Below are 20,979 nucleotides of genomic sequence, written 5' to 3'. Positions count from 1 at the left end.
GACTATTGGTGAATTAGCCTACCTTTCGGCGACATTAACCACATTAGAAAAAAGTCCCCTTTTGATGAAAATTGCCATCCTGTCTCGCAATGCAAAACTCTATTCTACCCAACGACTGGTCGAAGCTGCCCTACAGCATGGGCACGAGGTAGATGTGATCGACCATCTGAAATGTATCATCATCACCGAGCAGAAAAAACCAGCCATTTATTATAATGGAAAATACCTGGAAAACTACGATGCCGTCATTCCAAGGATTGGTGCATCCGTGACCTTCTACGGGTCGGCTGTAGTCAGGCAATTCGAAATGAAAAAGGTGTTTTCCACAGTAGAATCTCAGGCCCTTATCCGTTCCAGAGACAAGCTGCGCAGCCTTCAGATACTCTCAAGAGACGGGCTTGGCTTGCCTAAAACGGTATTCACCAACTACAGCATGGATGTGGATGAAATCATTTCAGAGGTGGGCGGTGCGCCTGTCATCATCAAGCTTTTGGAGGGAACTCAGGGGCTTGGCGTGGTGCTGGCTGAAACAAAAAAGGCTGCTGCATCAGTTATCCAGGCTTTTCACAACCTGAAAGCCCGGATCATTGTGCAGGAGTTCATCAAGGAGTCAAAAGGGGCCGACATCAGGGCCTTTGTGGTTGATGGCAAGGTGGTGGGTGCCATGAAAAGGCAGGGGAAAGAAGGCGAGTTTCGTTCCAATCTACACAGGGGCGGTAGCTCCGACATCATCAAACTGAGCAAGGTAGAAACTGCTGCAGCCATCAAAGCGGCCAAAGCGCTTGGACTTCAGGTAGCTGGTGTCGATATGCTGCAGTCGTCCAGAGGGCCATTAATTATAGAGGTGAATTCATCGCCTGGCCTCAAAGGCATTGAGTCTGCCACCGGCGTTGACGTCGCCAGCAAAATCATCCAGTACATTGAAAAGAATGCCCCTTTGAGTAAAATTCAAAAGGACAAAATCAACGCCTAACGACGACGGTCAGGGTTGTCTGATTTGGCGCTCAGCTCATTCAGCATAGAATTGATGATGGAGAGGATAAGACTGAAGGCAAGTGCCCACCAGAAGTTATCTATATAGAAACCATCGATAAAGTAGTCGGCAATCATAATGATCAGTGCGTTGATCACCAAAAGAAACAATCCCAGCGTTAAGAAAGTAATGGGAATGGTAAACAACACCAGAATTGGCTTTAGCGTTACGTTGAGCAGCGAAAGAAACACCGCCACCAGAAAGGCAACCCAAAATCCTTCGACAGTAACCCCTGGTAATAAGTAAGACGTAAGGATTACCGAAATAGCTGAGAGTAGAAGCTTGATCAGGAAATTCATAGGCTTATTAGTCCGTCTTTTATTTGTTTAATTCTTTCGTTAAAAGTAATCAAAGTATGGTCAAATCCCTCAATGGAAGCCGCTTTCAGATAATTCTCGATCACTTCCGGATGATCCGCTGACCGCCCTTTCATCACATCAATATAGCGAAGATGGGTCCATAGCACGGTCTTGAGCTGCGTCTTTTCCTTGTTGAGCATCACATATTCTACCAGCACATTCTGCTTGTCGTGCCAAATAATTCTGGAGATCAGTGTCACCCACTCCCCCATCATCGCCGCCCTTACATAGGCGATCTGGTGATTGTACACCACCCACGACTGCTTGTACTTGATGAAAATTTCAGATGGTTCGATGTCATAAAGCTTCGGCACCTGATCCTCTCTCGCATTGAAGAAATAATCGAAGTACTTGGCATTGTTCAAATGCTGCAGCGGGTCGCAGTCCTGAAAGCGAATCACTGCCTTCATTTCTGTCTCCTTTGGGTATTTCCTATTGGGGTCGTACTTAAACATAGGCTACAGGCCGTAACGTTCTTTCAATATATTCATATGGTGCTGCAAATGGCCGGCAGTAATGAATACAATCGCAGCCACACTAATTGACTTCCCATTGGAAACGCCCGTTCTCGAAATCGCCTCCCTGGTGAATGAAGCATAGAGCAGAATGTTGCTCTTCCTCAAATGGCTGAACTGCAGCAGCAGGCTTTCAGGGCTGACCCCGGCAAGGTCACTTTCTTCAACATAGGCGTTCTCATCAAACCCCGGAAGCTCGTTTTTATCGCCTCTGGCAAACGTGGCCGCTCTGAAAGCAAACACCCTTTCTGCGTCGATAATATGCCCAAGCACCTCTTTTACCGACCATTTACCTTCGGCATACCGATAGTCCCACTGGTCTTTTTCGATTCTCTCAAGCATGAAAGAAAATGTGTGAAGCTGGTCCTCGAGAATATGCAGCAAATTGCCTGATGGAAGTGCGTCGACATATTTGTGATAGAAAGCCGGATACTCATCGTAAGCCGGCCTCTGATCCAACACCTGCGAAACTAAATACTGACTCATAGTGAAACTATTTAAACCATTCTGAATACTTGATATAATTACCTGCCGTCCGTGTGAATACCTGACGAAGCTCCTCGCTTACAGGTTTTACTTTCCTGGCAGGAACTCCGGCGTAAATAAAGCCGCTTTCAACTCTAGTTCCCTCAAGAACAACCGCCCCTGCAGCTATCAAAGCCTCCGACTCTACCACAACTCCATCCATTACTATGGCACCCATGCCCACCAGCACATTGTCGTGTATAGTGCAACCGTGCACAATCGCATTGTGCCCAATCGAAACATTGCTGCCAATGGTGGTCGCAAACTTCTGGTAAGTACAGTGAATCACTGCGCCGTCCTGGATATTCGTATTGTCACCTATTTTAATGACATTCACATCCCCCCGAACAACCGCATTGAACCACACCGTACAATTGTTGCCCATTTCTACTTCACCGACAATGGTTGCGTTTTCTGCAAACCAACAGTTAACTCCGAAGCTGGGGTATTTGCCTTTTACGGCTTTGATTAATGCCATAAGAATGACTTTGCTGAACTTTTTCTTCTCAAAAAATATATAATACCGCAAACATAATTGCGCCCGGGTAGTTTACCAACCAAGCGCCATGCTATTATAGGCGATAAGCAATAAGAAATTGCTCTGTGGGTGTCAGCAAAGCAAGCGCAACTGAGTTTTAGGTAGGTTTAATTATTTGATGTATGAAAATAAGAAGGAGGCTTGTTGTCTCCTTTTTATTTTACTGCCATTCTGTCATTTTCATGCCCAATTGTTAACTTTGCACACTTATTGAATGAGGTGCTGCTTTTGCGCTCCCAGTTTGTGTTTAAAGCATATGGATCAAATAATTAACGACATAGACATCATCTCTCCGGAGGAAGCCGCCTGCGAGACTGTCAAAATATCAAAGGAGTCGAATAACCCCACAGCAAGAAAAATGTACATCGAGTCGTACGGCTGCCAGATGAATTTTTCAGACAGTGAAATAGTGACTTCTATTCTAAAAAAAGATGGCTTTGACACTACCTCTTCTTACGAGGATGCTGACCTTATTTTACTAAACACCTGCTCTATCAGAGAAAAAGCGGAGCAAACTGTCAGACACCGCCTTGGTCAGTTTCAAACCGTAAAAAAACGCAAGCCGGAAGTGCTCATTGGGGTGTTGGGCTGTATGGCTGAGCGACTAAAGTCAAAGTTGCTGGAGGAAGAAAAGATCGTGGACCTGGTTGTGGGCCCGGATGCTTACAGAGACCTCCCACTGCTGGTTGGGCAAGCCGAAGAAGGCGAAAAAGGCGTCAACACGTTCCTTTCAAGAGAAGAAACCTACGCCGATATCAGTCCGGTAAGGCTCAATTCCAACGGTGTAACAGCCTTTATCTCTATCATGAGGGGCTGCGACAACATGTGCTCCTTCTGTGTTGTGCCCTTCACCCGTGGCAGAGAGCGCAGCCGTGACCCCTACTCTATAGTGGCTGAAGCCACCCAACTGTTCAGCGATGGCTACAGGGAGGTGACGCTGCTGGGCCAAAACGTAGACTCCTATAAATGGTCCCACCTGGAAAATAACAAGGCAAGACTGGAGAAAGAGGGAATAGAGGACGTCGTCAACTTTGCCCACCTGCTCGAAATGGTGGCAAGGGTACATTCTGACTTGAGGATCAGGTTTTCTACCTCGCACCCAAAAGACATTACCGACGAGGTGTTGCATACAATGAAAAAGTATGACAACATCTGCAAATACATTCACTTGCCAGTTCAAAGCGGGAGCTCAGCCGTACTTGACAGAATGAACCGCACCTACGACCGTGAGTGGTATATCAACCGGGTAGATGCCATTCGCCGGATACTCGGCGAAGATTGTGGCATTTCGTCCGACATGATTGCGGGCTTTTGCAACGAAACCGAGGAAGAGCACCAGGATACGCTGTCGCTGATGGACTACGTGACCTACGACTTTGCCTACATGTTTTATTATTCAGAGCGGCCTGGCACGTTGGCAGCAAAAAAGTATGTAGACGACATACCGCTGGAGGTGAAGAAACGCAGGCTGCAGGAGATCATCGATAAACAAAGGCTTCATGCACTGGAAAGAAATCAGCGAGAGTTGAATAAAGTACATACAGTACTGATTGAAGGAGCTTCCAAAAAGTCTGAATTACATCTTCAGGGCCGCAATTCAGCCAACAAAGTAATCGTTTTCCCGAAGGAGCATTTCAAAAAAGGACAGTATGTCGATGTGCTGGTAAAAGAATGCACAGGCGGAACGCTCCTTGGAGAGGCCGTGAAGTAATCACACTTTTATTTTTGTTCACAGACGTTGATGGCAGTGAGAGACGAGGAAATTCAGAGTATAAAACAGAGGTTTGGTATCGTTGGCAGCAGTCCGGCGCTCAATCATGCTATTCAGGTAGCCTCGCAGGTGGCACCTACCGACATGAGTGTGCTCATCACCGGCGAAAGTGGTAGTGGTAAGGAATCCTTTTCCAAAATCATTCATTCGCTCAGTCACCGCAAGCATGGCCAGTTCATTGCCATCAACTGCGGCGCTATTCCGGAGGGCACTATTGACTCTGAGCTTTTCGGTCACGAGAAGGGCTCATTTACGGGTGCTCACGAAGCCCGAAAAGGATATTTTGAAGTAACCAACGGCGGAACAATATTTCTCGATGAGATCGGCGAAATGCCCATGAGCACGCAAGCCCGGCTCCTTCGGGTGCTGGAATATGGTGAGTTCATCAAGGTGGGCTCTTCCAAGGTGCAAAAAGGCGACGTAAGAGTAATAGCAGCCACCAACGTTAACCTGCTGGAAGCCGTAGAAAACAAAAAATTCAGGGAAGACCTGTACTACAGACTGAACACCGTCCCGATCTATGTGCCGGCGCTTAGGGAGCGGGGGAAGACGTCGACCTGCTCTTCAGAAAGTTTGCAGCCGACTTCTCCGAAAAGTACAGGGTCACTCCTATCAAGCTAACTCCGGAGGCCAAAATCGTTCTACTCAAATTCAGATTTCCCGGCAACATCAGGCAGCTCAAAAACCTGGTAGAGCAAATGTCGGTGTTGGAAATGGAGCGGGAAGTGACTGCGGAAAGGCTGGCCACCTATCTGCCCCAAAATGAGTCAAGACTACCAGCGTTGCTGAGGTCGCAGGTAAATGGCGAGAGCTCATTCTCCGAAAGAGACATACTTTACAAAGTCCTTTTCGACATGAAAAAGGACGTGTCTGAACTCAAAAAGCTTGTATTCAGGCTGCTGGATGATAGCGAAGGAAGCAAAAACGAAATTTTAAGAGATCATCAGAACCTCTTCGAAGACATGGATCAGGAGGTTGAGGACATAACTGACGAGCCCTCTTCTACTCCCTACCTTATTCAACCATCCCAATCCTCGTCTGGCCATTCGGGCAAGTATGACCCCAACCGGATCGAAGACATTACCCACGAGGCGGAAGATCTTGAGAAAGAATCACTTTCATTAGAAAAGAAAGAAAAGGAAATGATCATTCGGGCGTTGTTAAAAAACAACAATAAGAGAAAATATGCAGCACAGGACCTTGGCATTTCGGAAAGAACGCTCTACCGCAAGATCAAACAGTATGAGATTGAAGAATAGCCACCTGCTCTGTTTGCTGCTATTGCTTGGTGGTTTGTCAGGCTGTGGTGTCTATTCATTCACCGGTGCCAACATTTCACCTGATGTAAAAACGGCATCCATTCAAACCTTCTACAACAACTCACCGCTCGGCCCATCCAACATGAGTGTGCTCTTTACTGAAAAGCTAAAGGACTACTTCACTAAGAACACAAGCCTCACCCTGGTACAGGATGAAGGAGACTTGCAGTTTGAGGGCACCATCGAAAACTACACCCTGACACCGGTAGCACCCCAGGCCAACAACACATCCGGACTGAGCTATTCCGCCCTGACCAGGATCACTATTTCAGTGAAGGTTTCCTATACCAATACCAAAGACGAAACCTTCAACTACCAAAGCAGAAACTTCTCCTTCTACCGGGATTTTGATCAAAATAGCACCAACCTTTCATCCGAAGAGCAGTCATTCGTCGAAGAGATATTTGATCAGATCGTTCTCGATATATTTAATAGTTCTGTGGCTAATTGGTAATTTTTCATAACTTTCAATTGCCATAAACCTATTTACTGTGAACAAAAAAGAGGTACTGCAAATTATTCGCAATCCTAAAGCCATCACTATCGGTCAATTGAAGGACATTGAGGAGATGGCTGCAGACTACCCCTATTTTCAGGGAGCCCACACCCTCGTTGCCATTGGCAACAAGAGTCAATCGTCCCCCGACGCTCAAAAAAGCGTTGTGAAAGCAGCGCTGTACGCCACCGACAGGATGTACCTGAAAGAGCTTCTGGCGGGGAACATCAGCCAACCAGATACTGCCATCATCGAATCACCGCCAGTAGAGCCTACAAATGAGGAAAAGCCCCCTGCTGAGCAATCTGAGGTGGTTGAAGAGCCGGTAGCAGAAACACCGCAGGCTCCTCCAGTGACAGTTGTAGCGCCAGCACAAAAAGAAGAGGCTGAGGTACCTCCTTTTGAGCCGGATCCTGCACCATCCGACACCGACTACAGTTCGCATGAGCACCTAAGCGACTCGGAGCACGACGATCTTCTGAAGCAAGTGTTTGCCAACCTGGAGGCATTGAAAAAGACCAAGTCTCACTACCTTGAAGTGGAACGAAAGCTTGAAGATGCAGAGTTTGAAGAGGCCCAGGCCAAAGCTGTAAAAAAGGCCACCAGTAACCAGGAGAAACCTAAACCCAGTCAAAAAAAAACGGTTAAAACTTCCGCCAGGGACACTTCGGCTACCAAAAAAAAAATAGCTAAAACTACCCCTTCAGGGCAGGCAAAGCAAAAATCTGCCGGGGCGACTAAGGACAAAGCAGCAGGCTCCTCAGCGTCCAAACCGGCAACGGGCAATACTGTTGCTAACCCCATAAAAAAAAACGATCAAGCAAGCATCATTGACGCCTTTATAAAGACCAACCCTTCGATCAAACCACAGACGCAGGAAAGTCAAAAAGTAGCTACAAAAGACCTTTCGGAGCCTTCACAAAAGTTGAAAGACGAGCTGGTAACGGAGAATCTGGCCCTCATTCTCACCAGGCAGGGGAAAAATGAAAGAGCCGTTGAGGTTTATGAGAAATTAATTTTGAAAATTCCTGAGAAAAAGGCGTACTTTGCGGCTCGTATTGCAGATTTACAAAAATAACCCTTCATGTTAGCAGTAATAATAGGTTTAACAATACTCGCAGCTTTATTGCTTGTATTAGTAGTATTGGCACAAAATTCTAAAGGTGGTGGCCTTTCCAGCCAGTTTGGTGGAGCAGGTGCCAGCCAGGTAATGGGTGTGAAAAAAACAGGCGACATTCTTGAAAAAGCAACATGGGGCTTGGCTATCGCCATCATGGTTTTAAGTCTGTCAACCAATTTCTTTCTTGACACAGCCGCCAGAGACTCTGGAATAAATAGCCCCAACATTAACAGAGCTCAGGAGAAAACAATCATACCTGGCATGCCAACGGATGGTGGCGCTGAAGAAGAGGCTCTTCCGTTGAACCTGGACACTGACACTACTCAGCAGTAAAAAATACCGAAAAGTATAGAAGCCCAGTCGACTTGCGTTGGCTGGGCTTTCTTTTTTTAAGAGATACTGATATTTCGCACAAGTAGTCTTTTGGCTATTGGAAGTAGTGTTTCCGGCAACGGAAAAAACCGCTTGCTGACGATGGCGTAAGTGGCAGGATTGGGCAAGTCGGCAAACTTCTTCACCAGCTTGAGCTTGATCTGTTCGAAGGTGTTTGATAGCGTTCTTTCTTCTCTCTTCAGAAAATGAGTATTGATTCCCCTGAACTTCTCATTCGACTGCTCAAAGAAAGTGAGCTGATACTGGTATATATTCACGTCGCTGCTCACATCCTGGCTTAAAAACAAGTAGCCTTCGTTGGTGTAAATGGGTGTAACGCCGACTGGCACAAACTCCAGGTTATTTTCCACAAACTCATAAATTTCCTTCCCTACCTCCAGGGCATTCTGAAACTTCGGCATCGCAAACTCCACAATACTCTCTATTTCAAGCATCAGATCGTCGTCCTCTACCAGCTTTTTGTAGGTAAGCTTCAGCTTGCTAAAATCGGCTTTGGAGATGGACTTAGGGAAGTTTTCATACAGCAACGACTTGTTGCTCTTTATGGTCATCAGGTTTTGGTAGTGAAAAACCATGTCTGACATAAACGGATAGAGCTTTTTGTCGTCGAAATTTGCTTTAACGTTCTTAAGGTAGGCCAAAAGCACATACTTCTTGTACTCAAAATCAATCAATCCATCGGTTAACCAATCCACTTTCAATTGTTCCATATTCGTTGATTTTTTTATCACACATCAAAATATAAAAAGCTTGAAGCAACGAGTCAAGTGGTTGCAGAAATGAAGCCAACTTTTCCGCCTCCTGGCTGACATTGCCTGTCGAGATTATGCCACGCAATGAAAATTTGTCAGGCATACTGTCATCTTTGCAAGCCAACACTGACAGTTGAGAGCCAAAATGGTTCAAATTGGCATGACTTGGCAGGCAAATCGTGAGTGGCACAAGATGTGCAAGCGGTGGTACATAGAATTTAAATAACCACTAAAATTCAAAACCAATATGTCAAAAGTAAATTTCAAACCATTAGCAGACAGAGTGCTGGTGGAGCCAGCACCTGCAGAAGAAAAAACAGCTTCTGGTATCATCATTCCCGACACTGCTAAAGAAAAGCCACAAAAAGGTCAGATCGTGGCTATTGGCACTGGCAAGAAAGATGAGCCTATCAACGTAAAAGTTGGTGATCAGGTACTATATGGCAAATACTCTGGCACTGAGATCGCCATTGATGGCAAAGACTACCTTATCATGAGAGAGTCTGACATTTTTGGCGTAATCTAATTAGACAACAAAACATTATCTGTAAAGAGTAAAAACACAGAAAACTATGGCAAAGGAAATTTTCTTTAATACCGACGCAAGAAACAAACTGAAGAAGGGCGTTGACACACTTGCAAATGCAGTGAAGGTAACGCTTGGACCTAAAGGTCGGAACGTCATTCTTGACAAGAAATTTGGTGCTCCTACCGTAACAAAAGACGGTGTGTCAGTTGCCAAAGAAATCGAATTGAAAGACCCTATCGAAAACATGGGTGCTCAGCTGGTGAAGGAAGTTGCTTCCAAAACTGCTGACGCTGCTGGTGACGGTACTACTACTGCGACTGTTCTAACACAGGCGATCTTCACAGTAGGTATCAAAAACGTAGCCGCTGGTGCTAACCCAATGGACCTTAAGCGTGGCATCGACAAAGCAGTTGCTTCTGTTGTTGAGCACCTTAGAGGCCAGTCAAAAACCATCAATAACTCTAGCGAAATCGCTCAGGTAGCTGGTATCTCTGCTAATGGTGATGCTGAAATCGGTAAAATGATTGCCGATGCAATGGACAAAGTGGGTAAAGACGGTGTGATCACCGTTGAAGAAGCTAAAGGAACGGAAACTGAGGTAAGAACTGTAGAAGGTATGCAGTTTGACCGTGGTTACCTTTCTCCATACTTCGTGACTAACACGGAGAAAATGGAGGCTGACCTTGAGAACCCTTACATCCTGATCTACGACAAGAAGATCAGCAGCATGAAGGAATTGCTTCCTGTACTTGAAGCAACTGCTCAAACAGGCAAGCCACTTGTTATCATCTCTGAAGATGTAGACGGCGAAGCGCTTGCTACGCTTGTGGTAAACAAAATCCGTGGTGCACTAAAAGTAGCTGCTGTGAAGGCTCCTGGCTTCGGCGACCGCAGAAAAGCAATGTTGGAAGACATCGCTATCCTGACAGGTGGTACTGTAATCTCAGAAGAAAGAGGTTACAAGCTGGAAAACGCTACACTTGACTCACTTGGAAGAGCGGAGAAAATCAACATCGACAAAGACAATACTACTATTGTTAATGGTGCTGGTACTGCTGCTGACATCAAAGGTCGTGTGAACCAAATCAAAGCGCAGATCGAAGCAACAACTTCTGACTACGATCGTGAGAAACTTCAGGAAAGACTTGCTAAGCTTTCTGGTGGCGTAGCTATACTTTACATCGGTGCTGCCACTGAAGTGGAAATGAAAGAGAAGAAAGACAGAGTAGATGATGCCCTTCACGCTACAAGAGCCGCCGTTCAGGAAGGCGTAGTAGCTGGTGGTGGTGTTGCACTTATCCGTGCCATCGAATCTCTTGACAAACTGAAAACTGACAACGAAGACCAGGCGATTGGTGTGAACATCATCCGTGTAGCTTTGGAGTCTCCTTTGAGAACCATCGTTGAAAACGCTGGCGGTGAAGGTTCAGTGATCGTTCAGAAAATCAGAGAAGGCAAAAATGACTTCGGTTACAATGCTGCCACTGACACTTTCGAAAACATGTTCAAGGCTGGTGTGATTGACCCTACTAAGGTAACTCGCCTTGCGCTTGAAAATGCTGCCTCTATCGCTGCACTTCTGCTTACTACCGAAGCTGTAGTAGCTGAGAACCCAGAAGATGAGAAGTCTATGCCTCCAATGCCAGGTGGCGGAGGAATGGGCGGAATGATGTAATCATTCATCAACATTCATATATTTGCAAAGGCGCTGAAATTCAGCGCCTTTCTTTTTTTCCGCTGACCAAAACGTCAACGACATAGGTTTTCACAACTTATCTGGTATAATTTGTGTCATTTTTCAACGTTACCTAACGTCAACCTACTTTTTTACCATGAGATACCTGCTACTTTTTAACCTTTTATGTGTTACAACTATTACCCTTGCTCAATCGAACACCATTTCAGGTTACGTACGGGATCGTGAAACAGGTGAAAGCCTTATCGGTGCCAATGTGTTTGATAAAAGCACTTTGAAAGGCACCACTACGAATCATTTTGGTTATTACACGCTGCCCCTATCCTACTCAGAGGTTCACCTGGTTTTTTCATATGTCGGCTATTTACCCATAGATACACTCATCAATCTTAATGGCAATGTGGAGCTTTCCATCCGGCTGATACCACAAAGCATGCTCGATGAGATAGTGGTGACGGCCGAAGAAGACCTCGTCGATATGCCACAAATGAGTAGAATCGGGATTCCCGTAGACCAGATCAAATCGCTCCCTGCCCTGGCTGGCGAGGTCGACATTTTCAAAGCTTTGCAGCTTATGCCAGGCATTCAATCAGGTTCAGAAGGTAGCAGTGGTTTGTATGTGCGTGGTGGCGGGCCTGATCAAAACCTCATCCTTCTTGATGGCGTGCCGGTTTACAATGCCTCTCACCTGTTCGGCTTCTTCTCTGTTTTTAATGCGGACGCTATCAATAATGTGGAGGTTATCAAGGGCGGCTTCCCTGCCCGCTATGGAGGCAGGTTGTCTTCAGTAATTGACATCTCCATGAAAGAGGGCAACAACCAAAAATTGAAAGGCACCGGTTCTATCGGCCTTATTTCGTCAAAGCTTACACTGGAAGGCCCGCTGAAAAAGGAAAAATCGTCGTTTATCGTTTCCGCCCGCCGAACTTATATCGACATTCTGGCGAGGCCCCTGATCAAGGCGACAACCGACGGTGGAGAAACAGCCGGCTACTTTTTTTACGACCTCAACGCCAAGGTCAACTACACCTTCTCCGACCGGGACAGAATTTACCTCAGCACCTACACAGGCGACGACAAGGCCTATGCCAGAAGCAAAGATTTTTATATATCAGATAATACCAGATACGACTACAAAGATGAATTTGGCCTCAAATGGGGCAATATCACTTCCGCCTTCAGGTGGAACCACGTTTTCACTCCCAAGATCTTCAGCAACGTAACAGCTACCTATAGCAAGTATCAGTTCGACATTTTTCAGGAATATTACAACAAATCAACCACCCCTACCGAAACAACCGAGGACAGCGGTGCCACCCGGTATTTCTCAGGTATTCACGACCTGGCACTTAAAACAGACTTTGAGTTTACCCCCCATATCGACCATCAGCTAAGAGCAGGGGCCAGCGCCATCCATCACACCTTCAATCCCGGTATTCTGGCCTACACTGCCTCGAACGATGCGGACACCACCCTTGGCTCCAGCAAAACCAGAGGACTGGAACTTGCCACCTATTTTGAAGATGACTGGACTATTTCGAAAGCGATCAGAGTCAATGCTGGAGTTCACTTTTCAGCCTTCAATGTCAATAATATTTGGTACCAAAAAGTGCAACCCAGGATCAACGCCCGTTACCTGTTCGACAGCGGGCTGGCCATCAAAGCTTCTTATGCCACCATGGCGCAGTTCATTCACTTGCTCACCAACAGCAGCATAGGCCTCCCTACCGACTTATGGGTACCTGCCACCAAAAACATCAAGCCTCAATACTCTTCTCAGGTGGCCATTGGTGTAGCCAAGAACATCACCAAAACCTACGAAGTGAGCATTGAGGCTTATTACAAGGACATGACCAACCTGATCGAGTACAGCGAAGGCGCCAGCTACCTCGACCCTCAGAAAGACTGGCAAGACAAAGTATCAACAGGCAACGGAGTGAGTTATGGCACAGAGCTGCTCATCCAGAAAAAGACCGGGAGGTTCTCCGGGTGGATAGGTTACACGCTTTCAAGAACTGAGAGAACCTTCCCCGATTTGAATTTCGGTAAAACCTATCCTTATAAATACGACAGACGCCATGATGTGAGCCTTGTGGGCATCTATAAACTTCGGGACGATTTTGAGCTGAGCGCAACCTGGGTGTACGGCACGGGCAATGCAGTGAGCTTGCCCGAAGAAAGGTACGCCGGTCAGGGTCAATTCAACGGCGGGCCAGGTCGTCCAACCTATTATTTTTATGATGAGCTCCTTTATTACCCATCACGGAATAATTATCGAATGCGGGCTTACCACCGCCTCGATGTGAGTGTGAGCAAGACAAAGAAAAAGAAGTGGGGGCAGCAAACCTGGTCCTTTGGCGCATACAATGCATATAGTCGGTCGAACCCGTTCTTTATGGACATTGGGTACGATAGAAGTGGCAACAAAAAATTTAAGCAGTACAGCTTATTCCCAATTATCCCGTCTGTTCGTTACAACTTTGAATTCTAAACTATGAGATATTTAATCGTCCTACTTGCGGTTTGTGCAATATCGTGTGAAGTTGTGGTTGATGTAGACATTCCTCTTAAGCCACCTTCTATCACAGTTCATAGCACGATCAACCCCGACAGCACATTTCAGGTGCAACTTACAGCCAGTCAAAATATCCTGAGCAACAATCAGTTTTCGATAATACCGGAAGCAACAGTCAATATCTATGACGGTGAGGTCCTTGTGGAAACCCTCGTGCAGAATAGCGAAGATGGCTACCAGGGCACATTGAAGCCTGTAAAAGGTCACACATACACTATTGAAGCATCGAAAACCAACTACAAGACTGTAACTGCCACAGACGTCGTTCCCAGCCAAAATGTGAAGCTCAACAAAGTAATATTCGCCAAAAACGCTAATGACGAGTATAACCAGCAGCAATACAGCATGACGATTGAATTCGACGACCCAAAAGGCGAGAATTACTATGAAATCGGCTTGTATGGGCCAGAATTGTATTATGAGCGAGACGAAGATACCGGAGAGTATGTTGTCGTTGATACTGTGATGGTTCAATACCCTATTGATAGCGACGACGGAATCTTCACGGTTGAGCAATATTACTCGGATCGATTCTGGACTTTTTCCGACGATGTTGTAGACGGCAAAACAGTTAAAATCAATTTCAACACCTATATCTACCCGTTTTGGAATGAGGCAGTTGATGAAGTCGAAGTTTTGGTTGCCCTGCGGGAGATATCCTACTCTATGTTTAAGTACAAGCAAACCGCCAACCTTCAGCGATCATTGGACGGAGACCCATTTGCCGAACCAGTGCCTGTCTACAATAATGTCAAGAATGGCTACGGCATCTTTGGTGCCTATCAACAGACCACAAGCACCGTTACAGTTCGCAAAGCAGAATAGTCTGGCTCGAAACGGCACTTATTCAGTATCCACCCAGGGGAAAATCCCTGCTTGCTGCAATACCTGATTTAGAGGTGGTCTTATTTGCTCGCCTTCGCTATTCTGGCTACCTTTCTACCTGAATTCTTCTTATGAAAGCCAAGCTGATCACCCTCATCGCAATAGCATTTACCTGCTTTCAGGCAGAGGCTGCCAACGACCCCAAAAAAGACACCACCAAAGTGCTAACTGAAATAGAAATTCAGATGCTGAAAGCAGATTCGCTGAAGCAGATGAATCAGTTTGAACTGGCGCTGGAATATTGGGAGTTTGTGTTGACAGATTTTAGCAGCAGCCACACGAACCGGCTAAGAGCGCTTAACGAGAGTGCAGACTTGTATAGGGAACTCGATTTAAAGACTAAAAGCAGAGACAGGTTAAGAGAAGCCAGGGCGCAACTTCCCTCCAATACGGAATATAAAAACCTTAGAAGCGAAAATTTACTCTTTTGGGGAAGGTATTACAGCGACTCCAACCAAAAAGACTCTGCGCTACACAGCTTTAGAAATGCGGCATTTTTGGCAGAAGAGATAAACGACAACAAGCTCAAATTCCTCAGCTGGGTTGAGCTTGGCAATTTTTACAGAAACACAGTCAACAACGATTTAGCAGCTGTCTACTACTACAACAAAGCCGTCTCCCTATCGGAAGAAGGTAAAGTTAACATGCCTATCATCGAGGCTCGTACTAGCTTTGCCATGGCTCAGACAGCGAATGAATTGAATGAAAAAGAAAAAGCTATTGACTACAGTCAGGAGGCACTTCACATCATGGACTCTCTGGAAGAGTCGGTTCACTATGATTTTATTGCCAACCTGAACTTCCTGATGGCAACGCTCTATATTGAATTGAACGAGCCGGAAGATGCCATCAAACATCTAACCAGGGCCATTTACCTCCGCAACACCTACAATCCCAAAGACCAGACCTTCAACAAGACTTACTACTACCCTGCGTTGTCGATGGCTTATGAAGCTACACACTCATTCGACTCGGCAATTTTGGTAGAAGAGCGCCTAAGCTCGCTAACGTCATCAGACGACATCAACGCCAATCCGGACACCCAATACAGGCTCGCCACTCTCTACCTCAAACAAGGCAATCTGGTACAGGCCAACAAGCTTAGTTCGGCCTACCTCAAATACCAAAAAGCAAATTCGGCTCCTGCAAGCCCTGAAATTTTCAAGGCCCTTATAGCGAGGGCCGACTACTTTTTCGCAGCAAACTTGCCAGACTCAGCTTTCCGATTCTACACTCAAAGTTTGAAAACAATTGATACGGGCCTGACCATTGACGACCTGCTTAACAAAGTGAGGGAAAAGCAAATCGTTGCCCATTTACTGCCACGAGCAATGGCTGCTATGGAAAAAATTGCCATTGCCATCGTTAGTGCGGGGGATGTTTCAACAGAAAGACTAGCAACTGGTTTGAGCATGCTGGAAGCTACATTGGAATACACCAGATATAACACTTCCTATGGTCTTCCGGAGGAACAGGTAATACCAGACAGAATAACCAATTTTCATCTACTTACCGAATATGCGCTTGGCGCCTCGCATCACCTCTATCAGCAAACAAGCGACAAAGCTTATTGGGTAAAAGCGCTACAGCTTATAGAAAATGACAAGCTGATGCGCATTAGAAAAGAAGCTGCAGAGGCCATGTTTCTTAACAAAGTAGGGCTTCCCGATTCATTGGAGTCAACTTTCGACGTTTTGAACAAAGAAATATTGCACCGTATCGATGAGCTGGAGCTGGCCATCAACGACGATGAAAGGTTAGCCAGAGAGAACCTGTTGATTGAGAGCTTTGACAAAATGGTGACCTGGAGAGTGAAGGCGCAGAATTATATGAAAACCAGCAGCACAGAGTATTCGCTCTTTGACGACGTCACCTTCATGGATTTCCATAATCATTCCAATATTCACCTGATCGAATATTTCTATGGAAATCGTCATGTATATGGTCTCAGCGTGAGTGACTCATCGAGGATGTTCATCGAAAACGAAGTAAACGCTGAGTTTGAAGGTAAAATACACCGGTTCTTATCTCATTTCTGGGCAACACCGGCTGAATTTTCCCAGGATGAAATGATTGATTTCATAGAAAGCTCAAGCATTCTTTACAACGATGTTCTGGAGCCGCTACTGCCGAACCTACCAAGTGAAAAAACCATCGTTATAGCACCCGACGGGCTTATCAAATTGATTCCGTTTGAGACACTTATAACAGAAGTACCGTCCAATCCTACCGGCTACAATAGCTTGCCTTATCTCATCAAATCTGCCACCATCTCCTACATCACCTCCGCTGAGATGCTTCTTGATCACCCTCCTGTATTGCCAAAGCACAATTCACAGTTGACTTCTTTTGCATTAAAAAGCCGGTTTAGCAGCAGTGATACCGCTTCTGCCTATATCATGCAGGAGATCAAGAACTCAAGGCTGTATTTTGAAGGCTTGACCTTCAGAGGAGAGCAGGCAACAAAAGATGCCTTTATCAGAATGGCACCCCGGTTCGAAATTCTCTACCTTTTGATTCATGGTGATGCCATCGACTACCCAAAGCTGATATTCAACCCGGGCAAAACTACCAACATCGAGCGAAATTTGTATAGCCATGAGATCTACAATCTTGATCTGCCAGGCAATGTCATCGTACTAACTTCCACTGAAACAGGCATGGGGTTGATCCCACACGGTGAGGCTGTGATCAGCATGGTGAGGGCCTTTCTTTCTGCTGGCAGTGGAGCAGTGGTTCTGGGGCTCTGGGAAGCGCATGACGAGCATAGTAAAAATATCGTAGGCAGCTTTTTCAGAAAGCTGTCTTTGGGAAGCAATACGCTTAAAGCGCTTCGTGATGCTAAACTCGAATACCTGTCTACCTCAGATAAGCTTTCTGCCCATCCCCACAACTGGGCTGAGCTCATTTCGTACGGAGAGCCAGTGCAGGTAACTACCGAAAAGGACAATGCTTACCTTATATGGGTACTTCTTTTTTTCTTGATCATTCCTCTTCTCGTGGTTATTTCTTCAGAGAGGGAAAAATACATTGATAAACTAGAAGCTGAAGACAATGCTAAGCGACAAGTTAATCATTAGTGAACTTCCTTCATCCATTTCTTCAGCCACGGACTCAGCACTACCACCAGCAGGGCGAAGCCAAATGACACATAGGCGATCTTTTCGAAGCCGTTGAGGTACACATCAAGCGTGTCCCAGCCTCCGACCTGGTCGGCCGCCTGGTTCGATTCGATGGCAAGGTACTCTCCCACCATCCCGCCGATCTGGAAGGCAAAAGCCGAAGACATAAACCAAACACCCATCATAAACGACTTGATCTTTAGAGGTGAGAGGCTCGTAATTTTTGAAAGCCCCACGGGCGACATAAAGAGTTCGCCAGTGGAAATGAACAGGTACATGACAACAAGGAAGATAAAGGGAACGAAGCCATTATCATCCGCAAAGCTCTTGCTCAAGCTGATAATGAAAAAACCGACACCCAACTGGGCAAGCCCCATGGCAAATTTATAGGGTGTTCTTGGATTCTTTCCTTTTTTCGAAAGCCACATCCATACAACCGGCATCACCATAGAAAACACTACGATAAAGAACGGGTTCAGGGAGTTGGTGCCGGCTGCATCCATCCCCACCAGGTTCACATTTCTGGCGGCAAACAACGTAATAATACTACCCGACAATTCGTGAAAACCCCAAAAGAAAGACATAAACATCGTAAGAAAAACGGCCACGACCAGCTTCTGCCATTCCTCCCTGGGGAGCTTAACGCTTACCCAAACCAGGTACCCGATGATCACTATCAATAAAACATAAAAGAAGAACCTTACTATTGAACCTTCAAAGATGCTCCCGATTGTATAAACAGTGTAATCGGAGATCATGAGTGTGATCACGGGAACAGCCGCAAATGACAAGAGCGGCACCCAAACACCAACTTTCAACCCCGCCCACTTTTTTTCCAACTTTTCTGGCTGCAAGGGATAGCCTTTATCTCCAAACACACCACTTCGGGAGCCATAAACAAACGTAACAAGGCCTAGCACCATTCCCACGCCTGCCGCACCAAAACCATAGTGCCAGCCATAAGAACTCGCAAGCCACGCACAAAGCAGGGGCGCTGTGAAGGCTCCGATATTAATCCCCATGTAGAAGATGGTAAAACCGCCGTCCTGTCTGGGGTCATTTTTTTCGTAAAGTGTGCCCACAAAAGTTGAGATATTTGACTTGAAATATCCCGTGCCGATGATGATCAGAGCGAGACCAGCAAAGAAAGTTGCCTGGTTGTCGATAGCCAAAACGAAATGACCGATTGACATCATCACACCGCCAAGAATGATCGACTTTCGGTTACCTAAAAGAGCGTCCGACACCCTACCGCCAAGCACAGTACTTGCATAAACCAGGCTTCCATAGGATGCATAAATAATAATCGAACGGGTGTCTCTATCTGCAAACGCCTCGAATAGTTTATTAACCATGTAAAGCGTCAGCAACGCCCGCATACCATAGAAGCTGAAACGCTCCCATAGCTCGGCAAAAAACAGATAGAACAAGCCTTTGGGGTGGCCAAACATTTGTGGTGTGGCGGTACTCGCAGAATCATTATTTGACATATGCTTCTTCTTTTTCTCGAGGTAAAAAACCTAAATTGCAATCGTTTTCGGTGGGTAAAATTAACGCAAGTAATGAAAATATTGCCGACATACAAAACCTGCAAATAATCTGCTGCAGAGATGACAATCGTCAACACTTTTGACCGAATAGCTAGTTACATTGAATACAACATATAACCCAAAAATTCCTTATGCAAGATGTAATCTCAAAAGCCCCTGAAGTTTTTACATGGGAGCCACATTCCGGGTCTCCGATGGAAACACTCCAACGAAAGGCGAAAGAAGTAAAATGGAACCTCGGCCCGGCGGAGCTGATTGAAGAAGCACTATCGAATCAGGAAGGCCACCTCACAAGCACCGGGGCGTTTATGTGTGACACAGGCCAATTCACGGGAAGGTCGCCGAAGGATAGGTTTATTGTGAAAGACGAAAAAACGGAGAACACCGTCTGGTGGGGAGACATTAACATCCCTATCTCAGAAGCCTATTTCGAGAAGCTATTTTTTAAGATGGTCGCCTTTCTTGAGGGAAAGAAAGTTTACATAAGAGACGCCTATGCGGGGGCCGATAAAAACTACCAAATGAACCTGCGAGTTATCAATACGCTGGCCTGGCAGAACCTGTTCTGCCACAACATGTTCCTTCGGCCAACAAAGGATGAGCTCAAAGACTTTGCTCCCAATTTTACTATCATTTGTATCCCGGAATTCAAAGCTGACCCCAAGACTGATGGTGTCAGGCAGGAAAACTTCGCCATCCTCAATATGAGCAAAAAAGTGATCCTTATAGGAGGTACAGGCTACGCAGGGGAAATGAAAAAAGGGGTTTTCTCAGTTTTGAATTACCTGCTTCCACACGACCACCAAGTGCTGTCGATGCACTGTAGTGCCAACATAGGTAAGGAAGGTGACACAGCCATTTTCTTCGGCTTGTCCGGAACAGGCAAAACCACGCTGTCAGCTGATCCGGAAAGGATGCTGATTGGTGATGACGAACACGGCTGGACAGGCAAGACGGTCTTTAATTTTGAAGGCGGATGCTATGCAAAAGTCATTAATTTAACCAGAGACGAAGAGCCGGAGATATGGGATGCGATCTCCTTTGGTGCCATTGTGGAGAATACCAGGTTTTTTCCCGGAACGCACGAAGTTGACTACACAGACAAAACAGTCACGCAAAACACCCGGACAGCCTATCCTCTTAGTCACATAAAAAGTGCTGTCTCGCCTTCTATTGGGGGCATTCCTAAGAACATATTTTTCTTAACAGCGGATGCTTTCGGTGTGTTGCCTCCTATTTCGAAACTAACAAAGGGTCAGGCCATGTATCATTTCATCTCAGGCTACACCGCCAAAGTTGCCGGTACTGAGGCGGACGTCACCGAACCACAAATGGTATTTTCGGCATGTTTTGGTGCCCCTTTCATGCCATTGCGCCCAACTACCTACGCAGAAATGCTCGGAGAGAAAATGGATAAGCACCAGGTCAATATTTGGCTGGTAAACACAGGATGGACAGGTGGTCCCTACGGCGTTGGCGAACGCATGAAGCTAAAGTACACGAGGGCAATGATCTCGGCGGCACTTGAAGGTAATCTCGAACACGTGGCTTACAAGCCACACAGCATCTTTGGCACCCTCATTCCTTTGGAATGCGCTGGTGTGCCCTATCACGTGCTTAGCCCAAGGCAGACCTGGAACAACGACGAAGCTTATTACAAAAAAGCCAATGAACTGGCCCGGGCATTTGTCAAAAACTTTGAAAAATTCGAGAGCTTTGCCAACAAGGAAATCCTTGAAGGTGCTCCCAAACCTAACGATGGTTAAAGTTAAAAAACGTAATTTTAGGCCCTTTTGAAATC

General features: G+C 46.0%; 17 protein-coding genes and 1 pseudogene. 12 read left to right on the top strand and 6 right to left on the bottom strand.

The window, feature by feature from the left end:
- Nucleotides 1-64: 64 nt before the first annotated feature.
- A complete protein-coding gene (rimK, locus tag RT717_RS08970; protein WP_317491397.1) occupies nt 65-973 on the top strand; it encodes a 30S ribosomal protein S6--L-glutamate ligase in 909 nt (302 codons plus the stop codon).
- Here rimK and RT717_RS08965 read toward each other — a convergent pair.
- Genes RT717_RS08965 through RT717_RS08950 form a run of 4 tightly spaced genes read right to left on the bottom strand, consistent with a single transcriptional unit; the run spans nt 970 to nt 2,910 of the window.
- Nucleotides 970-1,332, bottom strand: a complete 363-nt coding sequence (locus RT717_RS08965; protein WP_317491396.1) for a phage holin family protein — start codon at nt 1,330-1,332, stop codon at nt 970-972. The genes rimK and RT717_RS08965 overlap by 4 nt on opposite strands.
- Nucleotides 1,329-1,847 carry an acyl-CoA thioesterase gene (locus RT717_RS08960; protein ID WP_317491395.1) on the bottom strand — a complete coding sequence of 173 codons (519 nt, stop codon included), beginning with the start codon at nt 1,845-1,847 and terminating at the stop codon, nt 1,329-1,331. Before RT717_RS08960 ends, RT717_RS08965 begins: the two co-directional genes overlap by 4 nt.
- Nucleotides 1,848-1,850: 3 nt before the next feature.
- The gene (locus RT717_RS08955) at nt 1,851-2,393 is read right to left on the bottom strand and encodes a DinB family protein (protein WP_317491394.1); all 543 of its coding nucleotides are present in this window, start codon (nt 2,391-2,393) and stop codon (nt 1,851-1,853) included.
- Between the two features lie 7 nt (nt 2,394-2,400).
- Nucleotides 2,401-2,910 (bottom strand): gamma carbonic anhydrase family protein, encoded by a 510-nt coding sequence (locus RT717_RS08950; protein ID WP_317491393.1) that lies wholly within the window; start codon nt 2,908-2,910, stop codon nt 2,401-2,403.
- Between the two features lie 316 nt (nt 2,911-3,226).
- Between RT717_RS08950 and miaB the strand changes: the two genes are divergently transcribed.
- The 5 genes and pseudogenes from miaB to secG all read left to right on the top strand — a co-directional run bounded on the left by miaB (nt 3,227) and on the right by secG (nt 8,009).
- Complete coding sequence (miaB, locus tag RT717_RS08945) at nt 3,227-4,681, top strand: tRNA (N6-isopentenyl adenosine(37)-C2)-methylthiotransferase MiaB (protein ID WP_317491392.1); 1,455 nt, start codon at nt 3,227-3,229, stop codon at nt 4,679-4,681.
- A gap of 30 nt (nt 4,682-4,711) precedes the next feature.
- Nucleotides 4,712-6,000, top strand: a pseudogene (locus tag RT717_RS08940) (sigma-54 interaction domain-containing protein).
- Complete coding sequence (gene lptE, locus RT717_RS08935; protein WP_151999949.1) at nt 5,984-6,514, top strand: LPS assembly lipoprotein LptE; 531 nt, start codon at nt 5,984-5,986, stop codon at nt 6,512-6,514. Before RT717_RS08940 ends, lptE begins: the two are co-directional and overlap by 17 nt.
- A gap of 37 nt (nt 6,515-6,551) precedes the next feature.
- The gene (locus RT717_RS08930; protein ID WP_317491391.1) at nt 6,552-7,634 is read left to right on the top strand and encodes a hypothetical protein; all 1,083 of its coding nucleotides are present in this window, start codon (nt 6,552-6,554) and stop codon (nt 7,632-7,634) included.
- Between the two features lie 6 nt (nt 7,635-7,640).
- The gene (gene secG, locus RT717_RS08925) at nt 7,641-8,009 is read left to right on the top strand and encodes a preprotein translocase subunit SecG (RefSeq protein WP_317491390.1); all 369 of its coding nucleotides are present in this window, start codon (nt 7,641-7,643) and stop codon (nt 8,007-8,009) included.
- A gap of 56 nt (nt 8,010-8,065) precedes the next feature.
- Here secG and RT717_RS08920 read toward each other — a convergent pair whose 3' ends face one another.
- On the bottom strand, nt 8,066-8,779 hold the full coding sequence (locus tag RT717_RS08920) for a hypothetical protein (RefSeq protein ID WP_317491389.1): 714 nt from the start codon (nt 8,777-8,779) through the stop codon (nt 8,066-8,068).
- A gap of 289 nt (nt 8,780-9,068) precedes the next feature.
- Between RT717_RS08920 and RT717_RS08915 the strand changes: the two genes are divergently transcribed.
- From RT717_RS08915 to RT717_RS08895, 5 genes are all read left to right on the top strand, one after another.
- Entirely contained in the window at nt 9,069-9,347 is a 279-nt protein-coding gene (locus tag RT717_RS08915) for a co-chaperone GroES (protein ID WP_317491388.1), read from the top strand.
- 46 nt (nt 9,348-9,393) lie between these two features.
- Nucleotides 9,394-11,025, top strand: a complete 1,632-nt coding sequence (gene groL / locus RT717_RS08910; RefSeq protein WP_317491387.1) for a chaperonin GroEL — start codon at nt 9,394-9,396, stop codon at nt 11,023-11,025.
- 157 nt (nt 11,026-11,182) lie between these two features.
- Nucleotides 11,183-13,537, top strand: coding sequence for a TonB-dependent receptor (locus tag RT717_RS08905; protein ID WP_317491386.1), 2,355 nt, complete (start codon nt 11,183-11,185; stop codon nt 13,535-13,537).
- Nucleotides 13,538-13,540: 3 nt separating this feature from the next.
- Entirely contained in the window at nt 13,541-14,446 is a 906-nt protein-coding gene (locus RT717_RS08900; RefSeq protein ID WP_317491385.1) for a DUF4249 domain-containing protein, read from the top strand.
- A gap of 131 nt (nt 14,447-14,577) precedes the next feature.
- Complete coding sequence (locus tag RT717_RS08895) at nt 14,578-17,586, top strand: CHAT domain-containing protein (protein ID WP_317491384.1); 3,009 nt, start codon at nt 14,578-14,580, stop codon at nt 17,584-17,586.
- Here RT717_RS08895 and RT717_RS08890 read toward each other — a convergent pair.
- Nucleotides 17,583-19,118: a peptide MFS transporter gene (locus tag RT717_RS08890; RefSeq protein WP_317491383.1), complete on the bottom strand. Its 1,536-nt coding sequence runs from the start codon at nt 19,116-19,118 to the stop codon at nt 17,583-17,585. The genes RT717_RS08895 and RT717_RS08890 overlap by 4 nt on opposite strands.
- A 254-nt stretch (nt 19,119-19,372) precedes the next feature.
- Here RT717_RS08890 and pckA point away from each other — a divergent pair, with 254 nt between their 5' ends.
- A complete protein-coding gene (pckA, locus tag RT717_RS08885; RefSeq protein ID WP_317492351.1) occupies nt 19,373-20,944 on the top strand; it encodes a phosphoenolpyruvate carboxykinase (ATP) in 1,572 nt (523 codons plus the stop codon).
- Nucleotides 20,945-20,979 lie beyond the last annotated feature (35 nt).

It is taken from the genome of Imperialibacter roseus (genome assembly GCF_032999765.1).
GTDB lineage: Bacteria > Bacteroidota > Bacteroidia > Cytophagales > Cyclobacteriaceae > Imperialibacter > Imperialibacter roseus.
This window is presented reverse-complemented; position numbering and strand designations above follow the sequence as displayed.

Excerpts from the sequence above, each read along its gene's own strand:
- rimK (WP_317491397.1), top strand. The coding sequence starts at position 65 with ATGAAAATTGCCATCCTGTCTCGCAATGCAAAACTCTATTCTACCCAA.
- RT717_RS08965 (WP_317491396.1), bottom strand. The coding sequence starts at position 1,332 with ATGAATTTCCTGATCAAGCTTCTACTCTCAGCTATTTCGGTAATCCTT.
- RT717_RS08960 (WP_317491395.1), bottom strand. The coding sequence starts at position 1,847 with ATGTTTAAGTACGACCCCAATAGGAAATACCCAAAGGAGACAGAAATG.
- RT717_RS08955 (WP_317491394.1), bottom strand. The coding sequence starts at position 2,393 with ATGAGTCAGTATTTAGTTTCGCAGGTGTTGGATCAGAGGCCGGCTTAC.
- RT717_RS08950 (WP_317491393.1), bottom strand. The coding sequence starts at position 2,910 with ATGGCATTAATCAAAGCCGTAAAAGGCAAATACCCCAGCTTCGGAGTT.
- miaB (WP_317491392.1), top strand. The coding sequence starts at position 3,227 with ATGGATCAAATAATTAACGACATAGACATCATCTCTCCGGAGGAAGCC.
- lptE (WP_151999949.1), top strand. The coding sequence starts at position 5,984 with ATGAGATTGAAGAATAGCCACCTGCTCTGTTTGCTGCTATTGCTTGGT.
- secG (WP_317491390.1), top strand. The coding sequence starts at position 7,641 with ATGTTAGCAGTAATAATAGGTTTAACAATACTCGCAGCTTTATTGCTT.
- RT717_RS08920 (WP_317491389.1), bottom strand. The coding sequence starts at position 8,779 with ATGGAACAATTGAAAGTGGATTGGTTAACCGATGGATTGATTGATTTT.
- RT717_RS08915 (WP_317491388.1), top strand. The coding sequence starts at position 9,069 with ATGTCAAAAGTAAATTTCAAACCATTAGCAGACAGAGTGCTGGTGGAG.
- groL (WP_317491387.1), top strand. The coding sequence starts at position 9,394 with ATGGCAAAGGAAATTTTCTTTAATACCGACGCAAGAAACAAACTGAAG.
- RT717_RS08905 (WP_317491386.1), top strand. The coding sequence starts at position 11,183 with ATGAGATACCTGCTACTTTTTAACCTTTTATGTGTTACAACTATTACC.
- RT717_RS08900 (WP_317491385.1), top strand. The coding sequence starts at position 13,541 with ATGAGATATTTAATCGTCCTACTTGCGGTTTGTGCAATATCGTGTGAA.
- RT717_RS08895 (WP_317491384.1), top strand. The coding sequence starts at position 14,578 with ATGAAAGCCAAGCTGATCACCCTCATCGCAATAGCATTTACCTGCTTT.
- RT717_RS08890 (WP_317491383.1), bottom strand. The coding sequence starts at position 19,118 with ATGTCAAATAATGATTCTGCGAGTACCGCCACACCACAAATGTTTGGC.
- pckA (WP_317492351.1), top strand. The coding sequence starts at position 19,373 with ATGGAAACACTCCAACGAAAGGCGAAAGAAGTAAAATGGAACCTCGGC.